General features: G+C 44.7%; 14 protein-coding genes. 11 read left to right on the top strand and 3 right to left on the bottom strand.

What is annotated here, in order from left to right:
• Window positions 1-11 precede the first annotated feature (11 nt).
• Window positions 12-938: a carbohydrate ABC transporter permease gene (locus J2T16_RS03725; protein WP_251503561.1), complete on the top strand. Its 927-nt coding sequence runs from the start codon at window positions 12-14 to the stop codon at window positions 936-938.
• Window positions 939-954: 16 nt separating this feature from the next.
• A complete protein-coding gene (locus tag J2T16_RS03720; RefSeq protein ID WP_336119922.1) occupies window positions 955-2,613 on the top strand; it encodes an ABC transporter substrate-binding protein in 1,659 nt (552 codons plus the stop codon).
• Window positions 2,614-2,687: 74 nt separating this feature from the next.
• Here J2T16_RS03720 and J2T16_RS03715 read toward each other — a convergent pair whose 3' ends face one another.
• Window positions 2,688-3,830, bottom strand: a complete 1,143-nt coding sequence (locus J2T16_RS03715; RefSeq protein ID WP_336119923.1) for a family 8 glycosyl hydrolase — start codon at window positions 3,828-3,830, stop codon at window positions 2,688-2,690.
• 291 nt (window positions 3,831-4,121) lie between these two features.
• On the opposite strand from J2T16_RS03715, the gene J2T16_RS03710 reads away from it, so the two are divergent.
• The 7 genes from J2T16_RS03710 (at window position 4,122) to J2T16_RS03680 (ending at window position 11,410) form a co-directional block, all read left to right on the top strand.
• Entirely contained in the window at window positions 4,122-5,405 is a 1,284-nt protein-coding gene (locus tag J2T16_RS03710; protein WP_154984044.1) for a GDSL-type esterase/lipase family protein, read from the top strand.
• Window positions 5,406-5,461: 56 nt separating this feature from the next.
• Entirely contained in the window at window positions 5,462-6,229 is a 768-nt protein-coding gene (locus tag J2T16_RS03705) for an alpha/beta hydrolase (protein WP_336119924.1), read from the top strand.
• A 38-nt stretch (window positions 6,230-6,267) separates the two neighbouring features.
• The gene (gene xynA, locus J2T16_RS03700; protein WP_154889082.1) at window positions 6,268-6,900 is read left to right on the top strand and encodes an endo-1,4-beta-xylanase XynA; all 633 of its coding nucleotides are present in this window, start codon (window positions 6,268-6,270) and stop codon (window positions 6,898-6,900) included.
• Between the two features lie 93 nt (window positions 6,901-6,993).
• Window positions 6,994-7,836, top strand: a complete 843-nt coding sequence (locus tag J2T16_RS03695; protein ID WP_336119925.1) for a formylglycine-generating enzyme family protein — start codon at window positions 6,994-6,996, stop codon at window positions 7,834-7,836.
• 251 nt (window positions 7,837-8,087) lie between these two features.
• Window positions 8,088-8,801 (top strand): beta-glucanase, encoded by a 714-nt coding sequence (gene bglS, locus J2T16_RS03690; protein ID WP_090916502.1) that lies wholly within the window; start codon window positions 8,088-8,090, stop codon window positions 8,799-8,801.
• Window positions 8,802-8,974: 173 nt separating this feature from the next.
• Entirely contained in the window at window positions 8,975-9,553 is a 579-nt protein-coding gene (locus J2T16_RS03685; RefSeq protein ID WP_260510878.1) for a hypothetical protein, read from the top strand.
• Between the two features lie 219 nt (window positions 9,554-9,772).
• Window positions 9,773-11,410: an extracellular solute-binding protein gene (locus J2T16_RS03680; protein WP_186809677.1), complete on the top strand. Its 1,638-nt coding sequence runs from the start codon at window positions 9,773-9,775 to the stop codon at window positions 11,408-11,410.
• 117 nt (window positions 11,411-11,527) lie between these two features.
• Here J2T16_RS03680 and J2T16_RS03675 read toward each other — a convergent pair whose 3' ends face one another.
• Window positions 11,528-13,168 (bottom strand): response regulator, encoded by a 1,641-nt coding sequence (locus tag J2T16_RS03675; RefSeq protein ID WP_090915981.1) that lies wholly within the window; start codon window positions 13,166-13,168, stop codon window positions 11,528-11,530.
• Window positions 13,169-13,177: 9 nt separating this feature from the next.
• Window positions 13,178-14,887 carry a sensor histidine kinase gene (locus J2T16_RS03670; protein WP_221788775.1) on the bottom strand — a complete coding sequence of 570 codons (1,710 nt, stop codon included), beginning with the start codon at window positions 14,885-14,887 and terminating at the stop codon, window positions 13,178-13,180.
• Between the two features lie 145 nt (window positions 14,888-15,032).
• Between J2T16_RS03670 and J2T16_RS03665 the strand changes: the two genes are divergently transcribed.
• Window positions 15,033-15,983 (top strand): ABC transporter permease, encoded by a 951-nt coding sequence (locus J2T16_RS03665; RefSeq protein ID WP_418792639.1) that lies wholly within the window; start codon window positions 15,033-15,035, stop codon window positions 15,981-15,983.
• 18 nt (window positions 15,984-16,001) lie between these two features.
• Window positions 16,002-16,880: a carbohydrate ABC transporter permease gene (locus tag J2T16_RS03660; RefSeq protein WP_221788779.1), complete on the top strand. Its 879-nt coding sequence runs from the start codon at window positions 16,002-16,004 to the stop codon at window positions 16,878-16,880.
• Window positions 16,881-16,907 lie beyond the last annotated feature (27 nt).

The following is a 16,907-nucleotide window of genomic DNA, read 5'->3' as shown; positions in this document are numbered from 1 at the left end:
AGACTTGAAGGATGTCTAATTTACAATCACAGGCAGGCCGTTCACGAGCGAACAAAAACCCTGTCATTAGAGAATCGCTTGGGGATCGTCTGTTTATTACGGCAATCTACATCATTCTGTCACTCGTGCTGGTTGCTGTGCTGTATCCTTTGATCTACATCGTAAGTTCGTCACTCAGCAGTCCGTCAGCCGTTTCTTCAGGCAAAGTATGGCTCTGGCCGGTTGATCTGTCATTCGAAGGATACAAAGCGGTATTGCGAAATGAACAAGTACTGATGGGATATGCAAACTCATTGTTCTATACCATTTGCGGTACGTTTATCAGCGTAGCGTTGACGATTATGATTGCTTATCCATTGTCCAAAAAGACTTTTGTCGGACGCAGCACGTTGATGATCTTCATCACGTTCACGATGCTCTTTGCTGGTGGTTTAATTCCAACGTATCTGGTTGTTAAATCCTTGGGACTGATCGATACACGCTGGGCACTTCTGATTCCAAATGCGATCTGGGTGTGGCAAGTCATTATTGCGCGAACCTTCTTTCAAAATTCCATACCGGATGAGCTGTCAGAGGCGGCTGATATCGATGGGTGCAGTGATATTCGGTTTATCTTCAGTGTCATATTACCACTTGCCAAGCCGATTGTGGCCGTGCTGTCGTTGATGTACGCGGTTGGTCAATGGAATGCCTATTTCGACGCACTTATTTATCTGAAATCGCAGTCGCTCTACCCGCTACAGCTGATTTTACGAAGTATTCTTATTCTAGGTAGCTCAGGCAATATGGATGCTTCCGAAATGATCAAACAACAGCAAATGGCTGAACTGATGAAGTACTCCTTGATTGTCATGGCCAGCTTACCGGTTCTGATCATCTATCCTTTTGTACAACGTTATTTCGTACAAGGCATGTTGATTGGCTCAGTTAAAGGATAAGTCAATTACAACTTTCATGAGGGAGAGGATTTTATTGAAAAAAATAAGTGCGCTTGGATTAATAGGTGTGCTGGTTCTTACGTTGGTACTAGCAGGCTGCTCGTCATCCGATAAGAGCAATGGGGAAGTGGATGCGGACGGGAAAGTCCCGATGAATGTGTTTGTGCACCAAGGATCGGATATGAACCTCGCAACCAATAAATTCACGAAGAAAATGGAGGAAAAGTTCAATATCAAGTTCAACTGGACGACAGTTCCTTTTGATGGAGCAGCTGAAAAAAGACAGATATCCCTGGCTTCCGGGGACTATCCGGATCTGTACCTGCTCATCCCTTGGGTAGATCGTTTCTCACAGACTGACTTGTTGAAGTTCGGGCAACAGGGTGTGATCCTGCCGCTGAATGATCTGATTGATCAGCATGCGCCTAACATCAAGAAGGTGCTCGATAGCAATGATTACTACAAAGCAATGAATACCGCACCTGACGGTAAAATCTATGGACTGACCGGGCTGAATGAGTGTTTCCACTGTTCGTATCCAAACAAGATGTGGGTGAATACCAAATGGATGGAGCAGCTGAATATCAAAGAACCAACAACGACAGAAGAGTTCCGGGAAATGCTGAAAGCGTTTAAAACGAAAGATCCGAACGGAAACGGCAAGGCAGATGAAGTACCTCTGAGTGGTTCTACGGAGAACTTTGGTGTACACATTATTCCCTATCTGATGAATGGTTTCATCTATGACGATGACCGGAATTACCTCATTCTGAATCAAGGCAAAGTTGAAACGGTAGCGAATAAACCGGAGTGGAAAGAAGGTCTTATGTACATCAAATCCTTATATGATGAAGGGTTGATTGATCCGGGTGCTTTTACGCAGAATGTAGGTGCCTTCAAGAAAATTGGAGACAATGCTGACGCGCAGCTTCTGGGTGCAGGAGCGGCTATGCATCCATCCTTGTTCGTAACCACGGCTGAAGGGTCACCATACGGCAATGATTACAATCCGATTCCACCATTAAAAGGGCCAAATGCTGAATATGCTTCGTACAACTATCCGGTCGATCCTGGTGCAACATTTGTACTGACCAACAAAGCCAGTGAGCAAACGCAGATTACAGCCATAAAAATGCTGGATTACTTCTATACCCAAGAAGGAGCTATGGCTTCATATCTGGGCGAAGAAGGCTTAAGCTGGCGCAAACCGGAAGAGGGAGAAGTGGCTCTGAATGATCAGGTACAGCCGCTCTATAAAGCGATTCCGCTTCCATCCGGAGAAGAACCTCGTAATGATAGCTGGGCTGCATTAAGCCAGTACAATCATCACCGGGCATATCGCGATGCAGAAGTACAGGGAACAGATATCTATGCCAACGATGGGTATGAACGTCGCCTGTACGAAGCAACATTGTTGATGGAAGGTAAAGAACCTAAAGAGGTTTTCCCGCATTGGGCATTGTGGGTTGATCCATCCCTTGCGGATGAAACCAGCATGATGCAAACCAATATCAAGGATTATATCGACCAGAATGCGTTACAATTTGTTACAGGAGCAAAGAGTTTGGATAAAGACTGGGATGAGTATGTGAAAGGACTGGAAGGGTTGAATATGAATCGTTATCTGGAAATTATGCAGTCTGCGTATGATGCTTCATCCGTGTCATCCAAATAACAGAACAAATTAAAGGAAAGACGGACCTTACTCGCAGCATGCGGTGGGCCCGTCTTTTTTGTCGTATTTGCGTCTTAATATGCCCGATATCTTCCGCTTAAGGCGAGCATGGTGAAGAAATAAAGACAGTTATCGTAATAACGACGTTTTCCCTGGCGAAGCGGTGTGTTCCAGAATAACCGAACAAAATCATCTGCATGAGGGCCCTCTGCTGCCAGTGAAGCCATCGCATTGGTTGCCAGCAAACCTACAGGATGCAGTGCAGGTTCGTCAAAAGCCTCACCCTCGATCGTATACCGGCGATAATCCGCTACGTCGATATCACTGAAAAAGGCCTGAATCCGATTGGATTGTTCCACTTGCCACGGATCTTTACGGAACCATTCCCAGTCTAGGGCAATATTAGCTGCTACGCGATAGGCATCACTGTAAAAATGCCTGAAATCCCCGTGCGGCTGAATCGGAGCAGGAGTGCCGTCATAATTGGCGTATTCAGGCGAAAGCCCGGTTACCGGATGACAGGCTGTACGCAAATAAACCCGGCTTGCTTCGGCAGCTTCTTTCCAGAACGTCTGATCTGCTTCATTCGCGTATTCGGCAAACAGTTCATAGAAATGAGGAAGATGATAGGAAGGGTCGCTGAAAGGTAACTCTGGAATAAACTTGATTAGTCGGTTACTCGCTTCCCACATGGGATCGCCTTCACCTTGTTCTCCTTGATGCAGACAAGCATGTAGAATCTTCTGAGCTTGAGTTCTGTAATCATAAGGGGCCGGCCCATCACCCCAGCGATTCGAGGCAAAAAATAACGCCATGGCAAAGAACTCTTCACCATCAGGAGCAGGCCCCGGAGATAGACGGGTTCCATCCGGTTTGCAATGCCATGCAAAATAATCCTTGTATCGTCCTTCCGTATGTTGCATATAGGTATGAGCATAATTCCACAGACGATCAAATTCCTCTTTTTTATTCATCTGTACAGCCATCATCATGCCATAGGACATACCTTCGGAACGAACATCGTCGTTACCCGTGTCCAACATATAAGCTTTGTCTTCGCCAACAGGATAGTAGATTCGTGTATGTTCATCTCCATAAAAAAGATCATTCCAAGTCTGTTCCAGCCTTGCGTTGATTTCTTCTTCGTTATACCCCGATTTGTGAAAAAGATTGACATATGTACCTGTCTCATAAGCGCCTTTTCCTGTGATATTCATGAGATCCTCCTTCTAAAATGCTTATATATGAAAGTATATCATTCGTAATACTACTCAAATTAAAGCGTTTACATGGAAAATTATAGGTGTGTTATACCATCTATTTCCATTTCGTGATACGGATGATATATTTAGGCAAGTCCTATAGTTTATCAGGTTGTTGTTAAATTATGTAAGCGCTACACTCGGAGAGAAGGAACCGCCTGATATCGACATCAGTCAAGTCCAGGTTTCTTCACATGGCAATACTCAGAGTGTAAATTTTCGCTGGAAGGTTGGTGAGGATGTAACATGCTTGGCGATTCAGGAGATGTAGATGAGAATCAAGGAACCCATGCACCACGTGACCCCGTAGGAGTTACCGTTTCATCATTTGAGGCTGAATTTGATTATAACTCTCCGACTTATCTTGACATGATCGACAGATCACTCCTGAATTTGGGGAACAACGTCAGATTAAAGAGAGCGATCGAGAAAGCCAGACGTGGTGAACCTGTTGTCATTGCTTTTATTGGGGGATCGATTACTCATGGCGCTGGTGCAGCACCGATTCATCTCCAAAGTTATGCCTACCACTCTTATGAACACTTTAAAAAAATGTTCGCTTCGATGGACAGCAGTGCAGTAAAGCTGATCAAGGCGGGTGTAGGCGGGACGCCTTCGCAACTTGGCGTCATTCGTTATGAGCGGGATGTGCTCCGGGATGGCAGCGTGCAACCGGACATTGTTATTATCGAGTTTGCGGTAAACGATGCTGACGATGAGACGCGTGGAAACTGTTACGAAAGCTTAGTATTGAAAGCGCTTGCTTCTAGTAACGAACCAGCGGTCATCCTGCTTTTCAGTGTGTTTAAAAATGATTGGAATCTTCAGGATCGTCTCGCTCCTGTAGGCTTTCATTATGATCTGCCTATGGTGAGCATGAAGGATGCTCTTGTAGAGCAGTTTCAGAAGACGAAAGATGAAGGTGGCATAATAACCAAAGAGCAATACTTCCATGATATTTATCATCCCACCAATGTGGGACATCGGATCATGGCGGATGCACTGGCGAATTTGTTTCGTGTGACAGATCGTACGAATCTCGATCAGAAAGAAGATGAATTAACGAAGTTACCGATTATTGGAAATGATTATGTGAATGTCAAACTATTGGATCGGAAAAACGGGGAGCAGATTGGCCAGATTGAATCAGGAAGCTTCAGTCTCATAGACACAGAGCTCCAGATGACCGAGATGGACGATCATGATTATGGTACACCGCTTTTTCCGAACAACTGGATGTATGTTCCTGGCGAAACAGCTGGTGACAAAGGTTTCGAGCTGCATTTGCGGTGCAGCCGGCTCATCCTGATCTTTAAAGACTCAGACAGTGATAGCTTCGGAACGGCCCATATTAAAGTAGATGGTGAACTTGTCAAAGAGGCGGATCCGCACCAAGTGAACTGGACTCATTGCCATGCCATGCTTCTATTTAGTAACAAGGAAGTGGGGAAACATGTTATTGAGATTGACATGGCACCTGGACAGAAGGACAAGCAGTTCACCATTCTGGGTTTTGGTTACGTTGATTAGCGGGAACTTGATTTGAGGTTTAGAGGATTTTGCTAACCGTGAAAGGAGTAAGACCAATGATAGCTTCAGCATCTGCTGGTTTTGACCAGTATCGTGATAACATAACACGCGGCGTAGTTGAAACGATAGAGTATGATTCCAAGACGGTTGGCAACGTGCGTAAAGCGATGGTATATACGCCGCCAGGCTTTTCTTCGGAGCTTACCTATCCTGTACTCTATCTGCTGCACGGAATTGGAGGGGATGAGAAGGAGTGGCATACCTATGGTTCTCCTGCCATCATCCTGGACAACCTCTACACCGATCATCTCATCCAGCCGATGATTGTTGTTTGTCCTAATGGGCGTGCAATGTCTAACGACCTTGCGGAAGGCGACCTCTTTGATCCTGAGAAAATTCGGGCATTTGAACAATTTGAATCGGATCTTATTCAGGATCTTATCCCGTATATGGAGTCCCGTTACCCGGTAGCTCAAACAAGGGACAAAAGAGCCATCGCTGGCTTGTCTATGGGTGGAGGACAGTCTTTAAACATTGGACTACGTAATCTGGATCATTTTGCATGGATTGGTGCTTTTTCAGCAGCGCCGAACACTAAAGCGCCGGAAGTACTTGTTCCAGATCCCGCTACAGCGACATCGCTTCTGTCATTGCTCTGGGTGTCTTGTGGTGATCAGGACAATCTGATTCAGATTAGTGTTGATGTTCATGAGTATATGAAGCAGCATGGCGTACCTCATATTTGGTATGAAGAAAGCGGAGGGCACGACTGGCCCGTATGGAAAAATGATCTGTATCTTTTTTCCCAGCGTCTCTTCAGGTAAGTGAATTACAAAAATAAAATATCAGGAGGTTTTTCCCTATGTTCAAATTCGGCAAAAAATTGTTGACCGTTGTTCTTGCAGCTTCCATGAGTTTTGGTGTATTCGCCGCTACGACGGGTGCTACAGATTACTGGCAGAACTGGACGGATGGCGGGGGTTACGTTAATGCTGTGAACGGTTCGGGTGGTAATTACAGTGTCAATTGGCAAAATACAGGGAATTTTGTTGTTGGTAAAGGTTGGACTTACGGCACACCTAATCGTGTGGTTAACTATAACGCTGGTGTATTTTCACCTTCCGGCAATGGTTATCTGACGTTCTATGGCTGGACCCGTAACGCACTTATTGAATACTATGTGGTAGATAACTGGGGCACATACCGCCCGACAGGAACTTACAAAGGCACGATGACTAGTGACGGTGGTACGTATGACATCTATACAACAATGAGATACAATCAGCCATCTATTGACGGGTATTCAACATTCCCGCAATACTGGAGTGTTAGACAATCTAAACGTCCAATCGGTGTGAACTCCCAAATTACGTTCCAGAATCACGTAAATGCGTGGGCGAGCAAAGGAATGTACTTAGGGAACAGCTGGTCCTATCAAGTGATGGCAACTGAAGGATATCAAAGTAGCGGTAGCTCGAATGTGACTGTCTGGTAGTCGTCATTATCGTTTTTTTCCAGCCTAGATTCAAGCAAGACAGGTCTACGGATCTGTCTTGCTCTCAATTCCCGTTTTAAAGGAGACTTCCAGATGAGAAAGTGGATGGTATTTCTGCTCATCGCAACTGTTGTTGGATTAAGTGCTTGTTCGACAGGTGGCAGTACAACCGTGAGCGATGATCTTGTATTGGTAGAGGGTGGAGCATTTAAGAGCAGTAAAACCAGTTATAGCGGGAAAGATATCACACTGTCTGACTTTTATATCGGCAAATATGAAGTAACCCAGAAACAATGGGCTGACGTTATGGGAGACAATCCCTCTGGTTTTAAAGGTGAAGACCGGCCCGTGGAAAGAGTGAGCTGGTACGATGCAATCGAATACTGTAATGCACGTAGCATGAAGGAAAATCTCAAACCGTATTACACCATTGATAAAGAAACGATGGATACGAATAATAAGAATGAAAACGATAATGTCAAATGGACTGTAACCATCAATGAAGATGCGAATGGATATCGGCTGCCAACGGCAGAAGAATGGGAATATGCCGCAAGTGGCGGACAAAAGAGTGAGAATTTTACTTATAGCGGAAGCAACAATCCAGACGAAGTGGCGTGGTACTGGATGAATGCCGGTGAAAAACCGTTAACAGGAGATTGGAACTGGCCTGCCATTGAAAACAATCGGAATCAAACCAAGCCAGTCGGTCAGCAGAAGGCCAATGAACTAGGCATTTATGATATGTCTGGTAATGTTAGAGAATGGTGCTGGGACTGGCACAGCCACCCGGAAACCCCGGATAACACTTGGAGAGTCAGCAAGGGAGGCGGCTGGGTTAGCAGTGTAAATACAGAAGAGATTTCATATCCAGGAAAATTCGATGCGAATGGCCTTGGTCCCGATCAGGGATTGCGAGTCGTACGTAGTAAATAACGAGGCCTGTTCATTTAAAATGGGCCTTTAGGCATTTCGCCTGGCAAAGGGAAGCAATCTTAAAAAATGAATATGAGTTCTTTAAACTTTGCTATAGTTCGTCCATTATGTAGCATATAAAATGGAAATACCAACCAATGTAAGCGCTTTACAAAAATAATTAAATCGATTGACTGGCTGTTGAATCTAAGAACGAAAAGGAGTTGTGTTCATTTGTTTACATGGTTGGAATCAAAGGTGGAGGTGTATTGATGAAGAGGAAGACATGGTTCACATTAATGGTATCAGGAGTGGTTTCATTATTTATTTCGGTAAGCGCTTTCGCGGGATGGGTGTTTTGGGAACCGTTGACGTATCACAATGCAAGTACCTGGCAGAAGGCGGATGGGTATTCCAACGGTTCCATGTTCAATTGTACGTGGCGGGCAAATAATGCTAATTTTACGAATGATGGCAAGCTGCGGTTGAGTCTGACAAGTCCTTCAAACAACAAGTTTGATTGTGGTGAATATCGGTCAACGAATACTTACGGGTATGGTCTGTACGAAGTAAGCATGAAGCCTGCTAAAAATACAGGAATTGTATCTTCTTTTTTCACCTATACCGGTCCTGCTCATGGCACACAATGGGATGAGATTGATATCGAGTTCCTGGGCAAAGACACAACGAAAGTCCAATTCAATTATTATACGAACGGCGTTGGAAATCATGAGAAAATCGTAAATCTGGGCTTTGATGCGTCCCAGGGATTCCACACGTATGCGTTTGATTGGCAGCCAGGTCACATTAAGTGGTACGTCGACGGTGTGCTTAAACATACGGCTACAACCAATATTCCGAAAACACCGGGTAAAATTATGATGAATATCTGGAATGGAACTGGCGTGGACGGATGGCTGGGGTCATATAACGGTGCTAATCCATTGCATGCCGAATATGATTGGGTGAAATATACAAGTAATTAACAGGAGCTTATGACTACTCAGGAGTAGCCATATAGCCACATGAAACAGAGGAGGGGATCTCATCCCATGCTCCTCTGTTTTTTATGTTCATTTTCAATCTTTACAGAACGAATAAAACGTAAGATGATGAAAGAAAAGGGCAAAATCGATCTCACTCGAGAGGATGGAAAAACATGAACATGAGTAACAACAACGATACCAATAACAATCAATCATCTGAGCAGTTTATCGAACTGTTGGGTCAACCATATGATGCTAAGCAGGTACAAACCTTACTGGAATCTTTCGGTGTAAAAAGAATAGCGAAGCCAGACGGTCCTTTTCAGGATGACATCATCTGGTCTGTTAAAGCATCTGTGCGTATTGATGTGTATCGCTCCCCCAAAATCAATACGTTAACCGGACGTGATGATCTCCCTGCGGATGAGTGGATCATTGGAGCGATTTATTTTCTTGCACCGGGTTCGGACGATCGAATTAAAAAACCGTTTGCAGGACAATTGCCCAAAGGCATAACGATGAATGCAACACCTGACGAATGGATTGAAGCATATGGTCAACCGGATATCTATGAGCAGGGTGACTGGCTTGGCGGCAGTGGCCCTTATCTGGCTTGGCGTAAATCCGACATCAATATTTCTGTTGAATATGAAACGGATGAGGACAGCAGTGTGATCACATGTGTTAAGTATTGCTTAATTGGCTGTATGGGCGCTTGGAAGAGTGATTACCCGGAAGTGTTTTCCCCCTAATTAACAAGAGAGACAGAAGTAAGACATTGTACTAATGCAACATATGTATTCACTTTTTAATATCCTAAATAAATACAATAAATGTTGCAATATTAGTATGGGCATCCATATGGTTCATTCATTATGATGGACTCTGTAGACAACATCACTACATACAGGGGGACACACAAGTTGAGAACAATCAGGAAAAGAAAGATTGGCGGTTTGGCTTTGGCCGGAATGTTGGCGCTTACAGCAGTTCTGAGCGGGTGTAACAGTGGAGCAAGTAAAGAGGCTGCACCGAGCACACCGAGTACTGCACTGGAATTGAAGGACGGGAAGTATGATCCACCCGTAAAACTTACTTATTTACGTCCTTGGGGACCCGAAATCAAATTCAAATCTGGTGAAGATCAGGACAATAACGTACACACGAAATGGGCAAAAGACAAGCTCGGCATTGAATTGAAAAATCAATGGGTGTCACCATCCACCAACAACGCGTTTGAAACGAAGCTTCGTCTGTCGCTGGCTTCCAATGCAGAAATGCCGGACATCATCTCGTATCGCGGCGACTTCAATCTGGCACGTGAGCTGATTGAAACGGGCAAGTTCGTCGATGCTGGAGAGTTGTTTGACAAATACGCAAGTGATACCTGGAAAGCTGCCGTGAATGAAGATCCTTCCGTATGGTATCCGTATATGCAGGATGGTAAACGAATTGGTATTCCGATTCTGGATTACTCCTACAACAGTGATCCAGTGATGTGGATTCGCGAGGATTGGATGAAGAAGTTTAATCTGAAAGCACCCGAAACGCTGGCTGATCTTGAAGTGATCATGGATACGTTTACGAATAAAGACCCAGATGGCAATGGTAAAAAAGACACCTACGGTCTGACCATCGGATTCAAAAACTGGCTCAGCACATGGATGTCTGATGCTGGTTGGGTCTTCGGAGCCTATGGCACGATGCCAAATCAGTGGAATCTGAACGCAGAAGGCAAACTGGAGTATGGCTCTGTAAATCCAGGAGCAAAACAAGCTTTGGCAACACTGGCTGACTGGATGAAAAAAGGATACATTCCAGAAGAAGCCGGGGTCTATGATGAAACCAAAGCAGCAGAAGAGTTTACAGCAGGTAAAGCAGGAATTGTTGTCGGACCTCACTGGATGCCGTCATGGCCGCTCGAAGATGTGAAGAAAAACAATCCGGAAGCGGAGTACAAAGCTTACCCGATTCCATCTGGACCTGATGGCAAGGCAGGCAGACGCGGTACCGCGAACGACAACGGTGTAATTCTGATTAACAAAGATATGAAGAACCCGGAAGTCTTTTTCACATATCAAAACTATCTCTTTGATCACTATGCAAATCCAAAAGCAGGTGATGAATTCGAACACGGCTTTGCTGAAGGCTACGACTGGGCAATGAAAGACGGCAAAGTAACAACGGATGCTAGTGTGACAGGCGGTTATGCACCTGAGAAATACACATTAACGTTTGACGGTGCACGTATCCCGAGTCTGAACATGACTACGCTTGCGAAGTTTGCTAACGGTGAAGAAGCTACAACACCTTTCGAGAAAAAACTCAAGTCTGGTGTACCAGCACCAATGGTGGAAGCGGCGAAGATTGTTCAGGATCAAAAAGATATCGCATTAAAACAGATGTTCACAGGTGCACCAACGATGTCCATGCAAATGAACAACGACATCTTAACCAAAATGGAGAAGGACCTGTTCTCGCAAATCATCTATGGTAAAGCTCCGGTTGATGCTTTTGATACGTTTGTAGAGAAGTGGAATTCTTCCGGTGGAGATCAAAATACGAAGGAAGTTAATGAGTGGTATCAATCCGTAACTAGCGGCAAGTAAGTACGAGCGAAGTAACTTGATTTTCTCCGTTATTTCATTCTAACGAAGCTGCTAAGGCAGGTAGAAAACTACAAAGAAAAGGCCTTTCTGGAAACATTCCAGCGAGGCCTTTTTGCTTCACACCGGCAGATTCTCTCTATATTCCTGCGGTGTCAGATCGTAAAACTTTTTGAATACCCGAATAAAATACGCCGTGTTGTTGTAGCCCACAAGCTCCGCAATTTCGAATACCTTGGCGCTGGATGAACGCAAATAGTATGCTGCTTTTTCCATCCGTAACCGATAGACATAGGCTGTCAGCGCTTCTCCAGTCTCTGCCTTATACACTTTGGAAAGATACACCGGGTGCAGATGGACATGATCGGCAATAGCCGGTAGGGAAACATCGGAAGCCAGATGCAAATCCACAAAGCTTTTGACACTGCGAACGATGGTGCTGTGATTATCCTTAAGCTCCTGTTCTGCGTCTTCACTGATGGAATGAAGTGTGCGGATCGACCAGTCTTTCAACTGCTGGGCGGTAGCATAGCTTGGAGCCTGAAAGTATTTATACGTTTCGGCAGGAAGGACAGAAGAGATCTGTTTTCCGTTCTTGTGGATGATATAAGCAAAGGCTCCAGCCAAAGCATGATAAACCTCAATCGTTGTTTCCGCGATATCATGATGTTGGGCCGATTCAAGCAATTCTTCGAAAATGATCTCAATCTTCTGTTCCACATCGTCAAAGCGACCAGCTTCGAGAAGACTAATTAGGGTTGGGGGTTTGTACAGAGAGCGGATGGCAGGAAGGGGATGTACATCCTTATCATCTGATGCCGTAATGAACAAGCCCTGAGCATGTCCCATACGCTTCCGCATGGATCTGACAGCACTCTCATAAATCTCTCCGATCTCATTAGGAAACTTGCCCCAGTGAGAGACTGCGATTGAAATAGCCCCTTTTAAATATAACTGAACGTTTGTCTGAATTTGGGCAGCGTAATGTTCCAGCAAAGCTTGAGGTTTCTCCTCTTTGCTCACATTATGCATACCGCCTTTTTTGACACTAACCAGTACAACCAGATAATCATGGACATCCCGCGTATGCCACATATGAAAATGGTGCTGCGTCACCTCGCTGATAATGTTGCTAATGGCATACTGCATCAGTGAAAGATCATGGTCAGCCATCTCGGATAGATGCTCTTCCATTCGAATGACAAGCATGCCCAGCTCCTCACCTACCGAGTAGGGCAGATTTAGTAATTCCAACTTGTCCGCGAGTGCGGAGGGGGTATAGGTTTTTCCTGTCAGCAATTCATGAAGCATCGTAGATTGCAATAACGGCAAGTTATCCTGGAATGCATGTAAGGCACGTTGATAGGAGGCCGCCGCTTCCCATTTTTGCTTGATCCGGTCAACGAGTCGCTGTACGGTTTCGATCAGATCTTCATCACTTACAGGCTTCAGCAAATAATCAAAGCTTTCCTGAGCCATCGCTTGTTTGGCGTATTCGAAGTCGGCAAAGCCCGAGAGTAAAATCGTCTGCACATGCGACCATTTTTCGTGAATTGCCGTGATTAATTCAATACCGGACATCTCAGGCATCCGAATGTCAGTGATTACGATATCAATATCATGATTCTCCATAATTTCCAGCGCTACGGCACCTGACAACGCTTCGTGTACAGTGCCGATTCCGCAGCTTTCCCACGGAATGGTCTCCGCCAGCGTTTCTACTACCGAACGTTCATCATCAACTAACAAAATTTGTAACATGTACTTCACCTACTCATTGATATTGTTGTACCATGTAATGCTTACTTTAACGCCTCCGCCAGGCGTATGTTCATAGCTTAGACCCGCATCTTCACCATACAAAAAAGACAAACGCTGATGAACATTCCAAGTTCCGCATCCCATGTTGCCATCAAGCGGTTTGTTAAGATTATCAACCAATTCTTGCATCTGATTCTTGGTCATACCCAGCCCGCTGTCCTCGACGGTGATCGTACACATTTCATCCGTATGATAACCCGTTATATTGATATGACCGTCTTCCGTACGGGGTTCAATGCCATGAATAATAGCGTTCTCAACGATAGGTTGTAAGCTTAAACGGGGTAACGTTTTATGAAGCATATCGTCCGGTACATCGATGGTAAAATGCATTCGCTCCAGCCGGAGTGCCTGGATTTGCAGGTAATTTTTCACCATGTTCAACTCTTCTTTGATGGTGGCCTGATCATTCTCCGACCTGGTGATGTATCGATAATACTCACCTAAATTAAGAGCCATCGCCACAACGGCTTTCTCATTTTTCATCCTCGCCATATTTTTGATGTAGAAGAGGCAATTGTATAGGAAATGCGGGTTAATCTGTGATTGTAACTGCTTCAGTGTGGCCTCACGTCTTCGGAGTTGTTCTTCGTACACATTCTCAATCAACTCCTGAATTCGCTGTGCCATGATGTTAAATCGTGCAAACAATAAACTGAACTCATTACGTGACGAATGATGTAATCGAACAGAGAAATCTCCGGTCGACAAACGGTTCGTTCCCTTCACCAATTGAAGCAATGGAAGCTGCACACTACGATACAGCACATACAACACAACAACACTCATGGCAATTAAAACGGCTATGGAAGCGTAGAAGAGATTGCGACTATTTGTGATCGGCCCTAGAATTTGCTGCATAGGCACGTAGTCAACATAGTACCATCCCAGACTGCCTGACTCTATGTACGAAACATAGTATTCTGTGCGGTCGAGCGTCGTGGTGAATCCGCCTTTTCCCTGCAACGACATCTCTTTCAGCTTGGACTGAATCGCAGTCAATGTGCCATTTCCACTACTGTTGCTAATTAAGCCAAACTCGGGATGGAACATAAAGGGGTCACCTTTGTTATTCAATTTGTTCTGATCCAGCATATTGATCAAATGATGTACTGGAAAGCTGATCTTGGTAATCAGCCTCGACTTCCCAGGGGTGTCAATCGCTGTCGTTGGATCGGTCGTGTACCACTCGAATTGATTATGCTTATATGCCCATGATTTCGAAAGTGGCTTGGAAAATTCATCCTCCGCATACGGGATATAAGCATAATAATCCGTAGAAATGACTTTTTGCAACCTTGGAAAATAAAGGGTGATGGTGGAATGCCATTTGCTGGCTGCATTATACAGATTCATCTTTTCAAGAATAGCGCTTCCAACTTTGACACGTTCATAAGGCACATCTGTGTAATCCGGCCGCTGATATTCCTGTATGCTCGAATCTTGCCCAATGGACATTCCATAGAGAGATAGTTGGTAAATATTGGATTCTACAGAATCGGCAAAAGTGGACAAATGATTCATAGTATTGTTCTGAATTTCGTGTTCGATCACCCGTACACTTTCCCGGTTCGAATAGGTGTACAGAAACAAAACCAGGACAAGCAATGCTACAAATAACAGTGTAATTTTGGTAAAGACATTCAGACGAGCGAACAATGCGTGGCCTCCTCAACTCATTAAAATATTGTTATCGTTGTTGCAATATTAGGATATAGATTGCTAATAACCGTTGCTATAATTTTAATATACAAGTTCATATCCACTTGTAAAATACAAATTTTAGAACATGGGGGATGTAGGGGTGAAGGAACATACGTTAGAAACGCCTCGCAAAGGGCGTGCCATCAAGGCAAGACAGCGCTGGAACATGCAACGGAATTGGTCCTTGCATTTGATGCTCGTACCAGCGGTTTTGCTGGCAATTGTATTTCAGTACATACCAATGGGCGGGATTGTGATTGCTTTCCAGGATTTTAAACCATACCTTGGATTTACCGAATCTAAATGGGTAGGTTGGGATAATTTCAAGTATTTATTTTTATACCCGGACGTAGGTCAGGTCATCTGGAATACACTGGTCATTGCATTTTTCAAAATAATTGCAGGTTTAATTGCTCCTTTTCTATTCGCAATTTTGTTGAACGAAGTTCGTTTATCTGCTTTTAAAAGGGTCAGTCAAACACTGGTGTACCTGCCGCACTTTCTATCATGGGTTATCCTGGGCGGAATATTGCTTGATATCCTTTCGCCGCAGGGCGGTATGGTGAATAAACTGGTCGTTGCACTGGGCGGAGATCCGATCTTTTTCCTAGGGGATGGAACGTGGTTTCGGATAACACTGATTGTTAGTGATGTGTGGAAAGAATTTGGCTTCGGCACGATTGTATTTCTGGCTTCTCTGTCCGGTATTAATCCGGCACTGTACGAAGCTGCGGAAGTGGATGGCGCAAACCGGTTCAAGCAAACGCTGTTCATTACGATTCCTGCCCTGATGCCGATCACGATCGTACTCATGACACTCTCGATCGGAAACATTTTGAATGCAGGGTTCGATCAGGTGTTCAACCTGTACAACCCGCTCGTTTATGACAAAGGTGATATCATCGATACCTTCGTATACCGTCTTGGTATCCTGAACGGCAAAATGAGCTTTGCAACGGCTGTAGGACTTTTCAAATCTGTCGTGGCAACCATTCTGATCGTTATCTCATATCGCATGGCTTACAAATTGGCGAATTATCGCGTGTTCTAGTAGAGAGGAGAAAAGGGCTTGTATTACAAAACAAAAGGCTATCGAATATTCAGCGTTGCGAACTATATTTTCCTGGGCGTCTTATCACTGCTTTGCATTCTGCCCATCATTCATATTTTGGCCGTTTCGTTCAGTAGCATGGCACCGGCCTCATCCAATCTGGTCGGCTTCTGGCCGATTGGCTTTACGACAGATGCATATGTCAAAACGTTCGGTAATTCCAATTTCATTAATTCCTTGCTGGTCTCGGTTAAACGAACAGTCATTGCTACCATAATCGGTATGGTGATTATGCTTCTGACAGCTTTTCCGCTGTCGAAGGAAGATCTGAATTTCAAAGGCCGCTCGATCTACACCTGGTTCTTTGTATTTACGATTCTGTTCAGCGGAGGTCTGATTCCAAGTTACATCCTGGTACAGAAGCTGGGTCTGATGGATACGATCTGGGCGCTGGTACTGCCAGGTGCGCTATCCGTGTGGAATGTTATCCTGATGATGAACTTTTTCCGCGGTCTGCCTAAAGAGCTGGAGGAAGCGGCTTATCTGGATGGAGCAGGTCATATTAAAACGCTGGCGCTGGTTTATATACCGCTGTCCATGCCAGCGATTGCAACCTTGTCATTGTTTACCATGGTAGGTCAGTGGAACTCTTGGTTCGACGGCATGATCTATATGTCCGATGTCAAAAATTATCCGCTGGCTTCCTTGCTACAAACTATTATCGTGCAACAAGACCTCAGTAAAATCAACGTGGACCCGTCCATGCTGGAGAATGTTTCCCAGCGTACGGTTCGCGCGGCACAGATTTTCATCGGGGCATTGCCGATCTTGGTCATATATCCATTCTTGCAACGCTTTTTCGTTAAAGGTATCGTCATTGGGGCAGTAAAAGAGTAGTACTGCCCTGCAAGTGACCACACATTC

Origin of the sequence: Paenibacillus intestini (assembly GCF_030803945.1) — a bacterium.
GTDB lineage: Bacteria > Bacillota > Bacilli > Paenibacillales > Paenibacillaceae > Paenibacillus > Paenibacillus polysaccharolyticus.
This window is presented reverse-complemented; position numbering and strand designations above follow the sequence as displayed.

Bases quoted from the DNA above. Each gene is read 5' to 3' on its own strand.
- xynA (WP_154889082.1), top strand. From the start codon at position 6,268: ATGTTCAAATTCGGCAAAAAATTGTTGACCGTTGTTCTTGCAGCTTCC.
- J2T16_RS03680 (WP_186809677.1), top strand. From the start codon at position 9,773: ATGTTGGCGCTTACAGCAGTTCTGAGCGGGTGTAACAGTGGAGCAAGT.
- J2T16_RS03710 (WP_154984044.1), top strand. From the start codon at position 4,122: ATGCTTGGCGATTCAGGAGATGTAGATGAGAATCAAGGAACCCATGCA.
- J2T16_RS03720 (WP_336119922.1), top strand. From the start codon at position 955: ATGAGGGAGAGGATTTTATTGAAAAAAATAAGTGCGCTTGGATTAATA.
- J2T16_RS03695 (WP_336119925.1), top strand. From the start codon at position 6,994: ATGAGAAAGTGGATGGTATTTCTGCTCATCGCAACTGTTGTTGGATTA.
- J2T16_RS03685 (WP_260510878.1), top strand. From the start codon at position 8,975: ATGAACATGAGTAACAACAACGATACCAATAACAATCAATCATCTGAG.
- J2T16_RS03715 (WP_336119923.1), bottom strand. From the start codon at position 3,830: ATGAATATCACAGGAAAAGGCGCTTATGAGACAGGTACATATGTCAAT.
- J2T16_RS03705 (WP_336119924.1), top strand. From the start codon at position 5,462: ATGATAGCTTCAGCATCTGCTGGTTTTGACCAGTATCGTGATAACATA.
- J2T16_RS03725 (WP_251503561.1), top strand. From the start codon at position 12: ATGTCTAATTTACAATCACAGGCAGGCCGTTCACGAGCGAACAAAAAC.
- bglS (WP_090916502.1), top strand. From the start codon at position 8,088: ATGAAGAGGAAGACATGGTTCACATTAATGGTATCAGGAGTGGTTTCA.
- J2T16_RS03675 (WP_090915981.1), bottom strand. From the start codon at position 13,168: ATGTTACAAATTTTGTTAGTTGATGATGAACGTTCGGTAGTAGAAACG.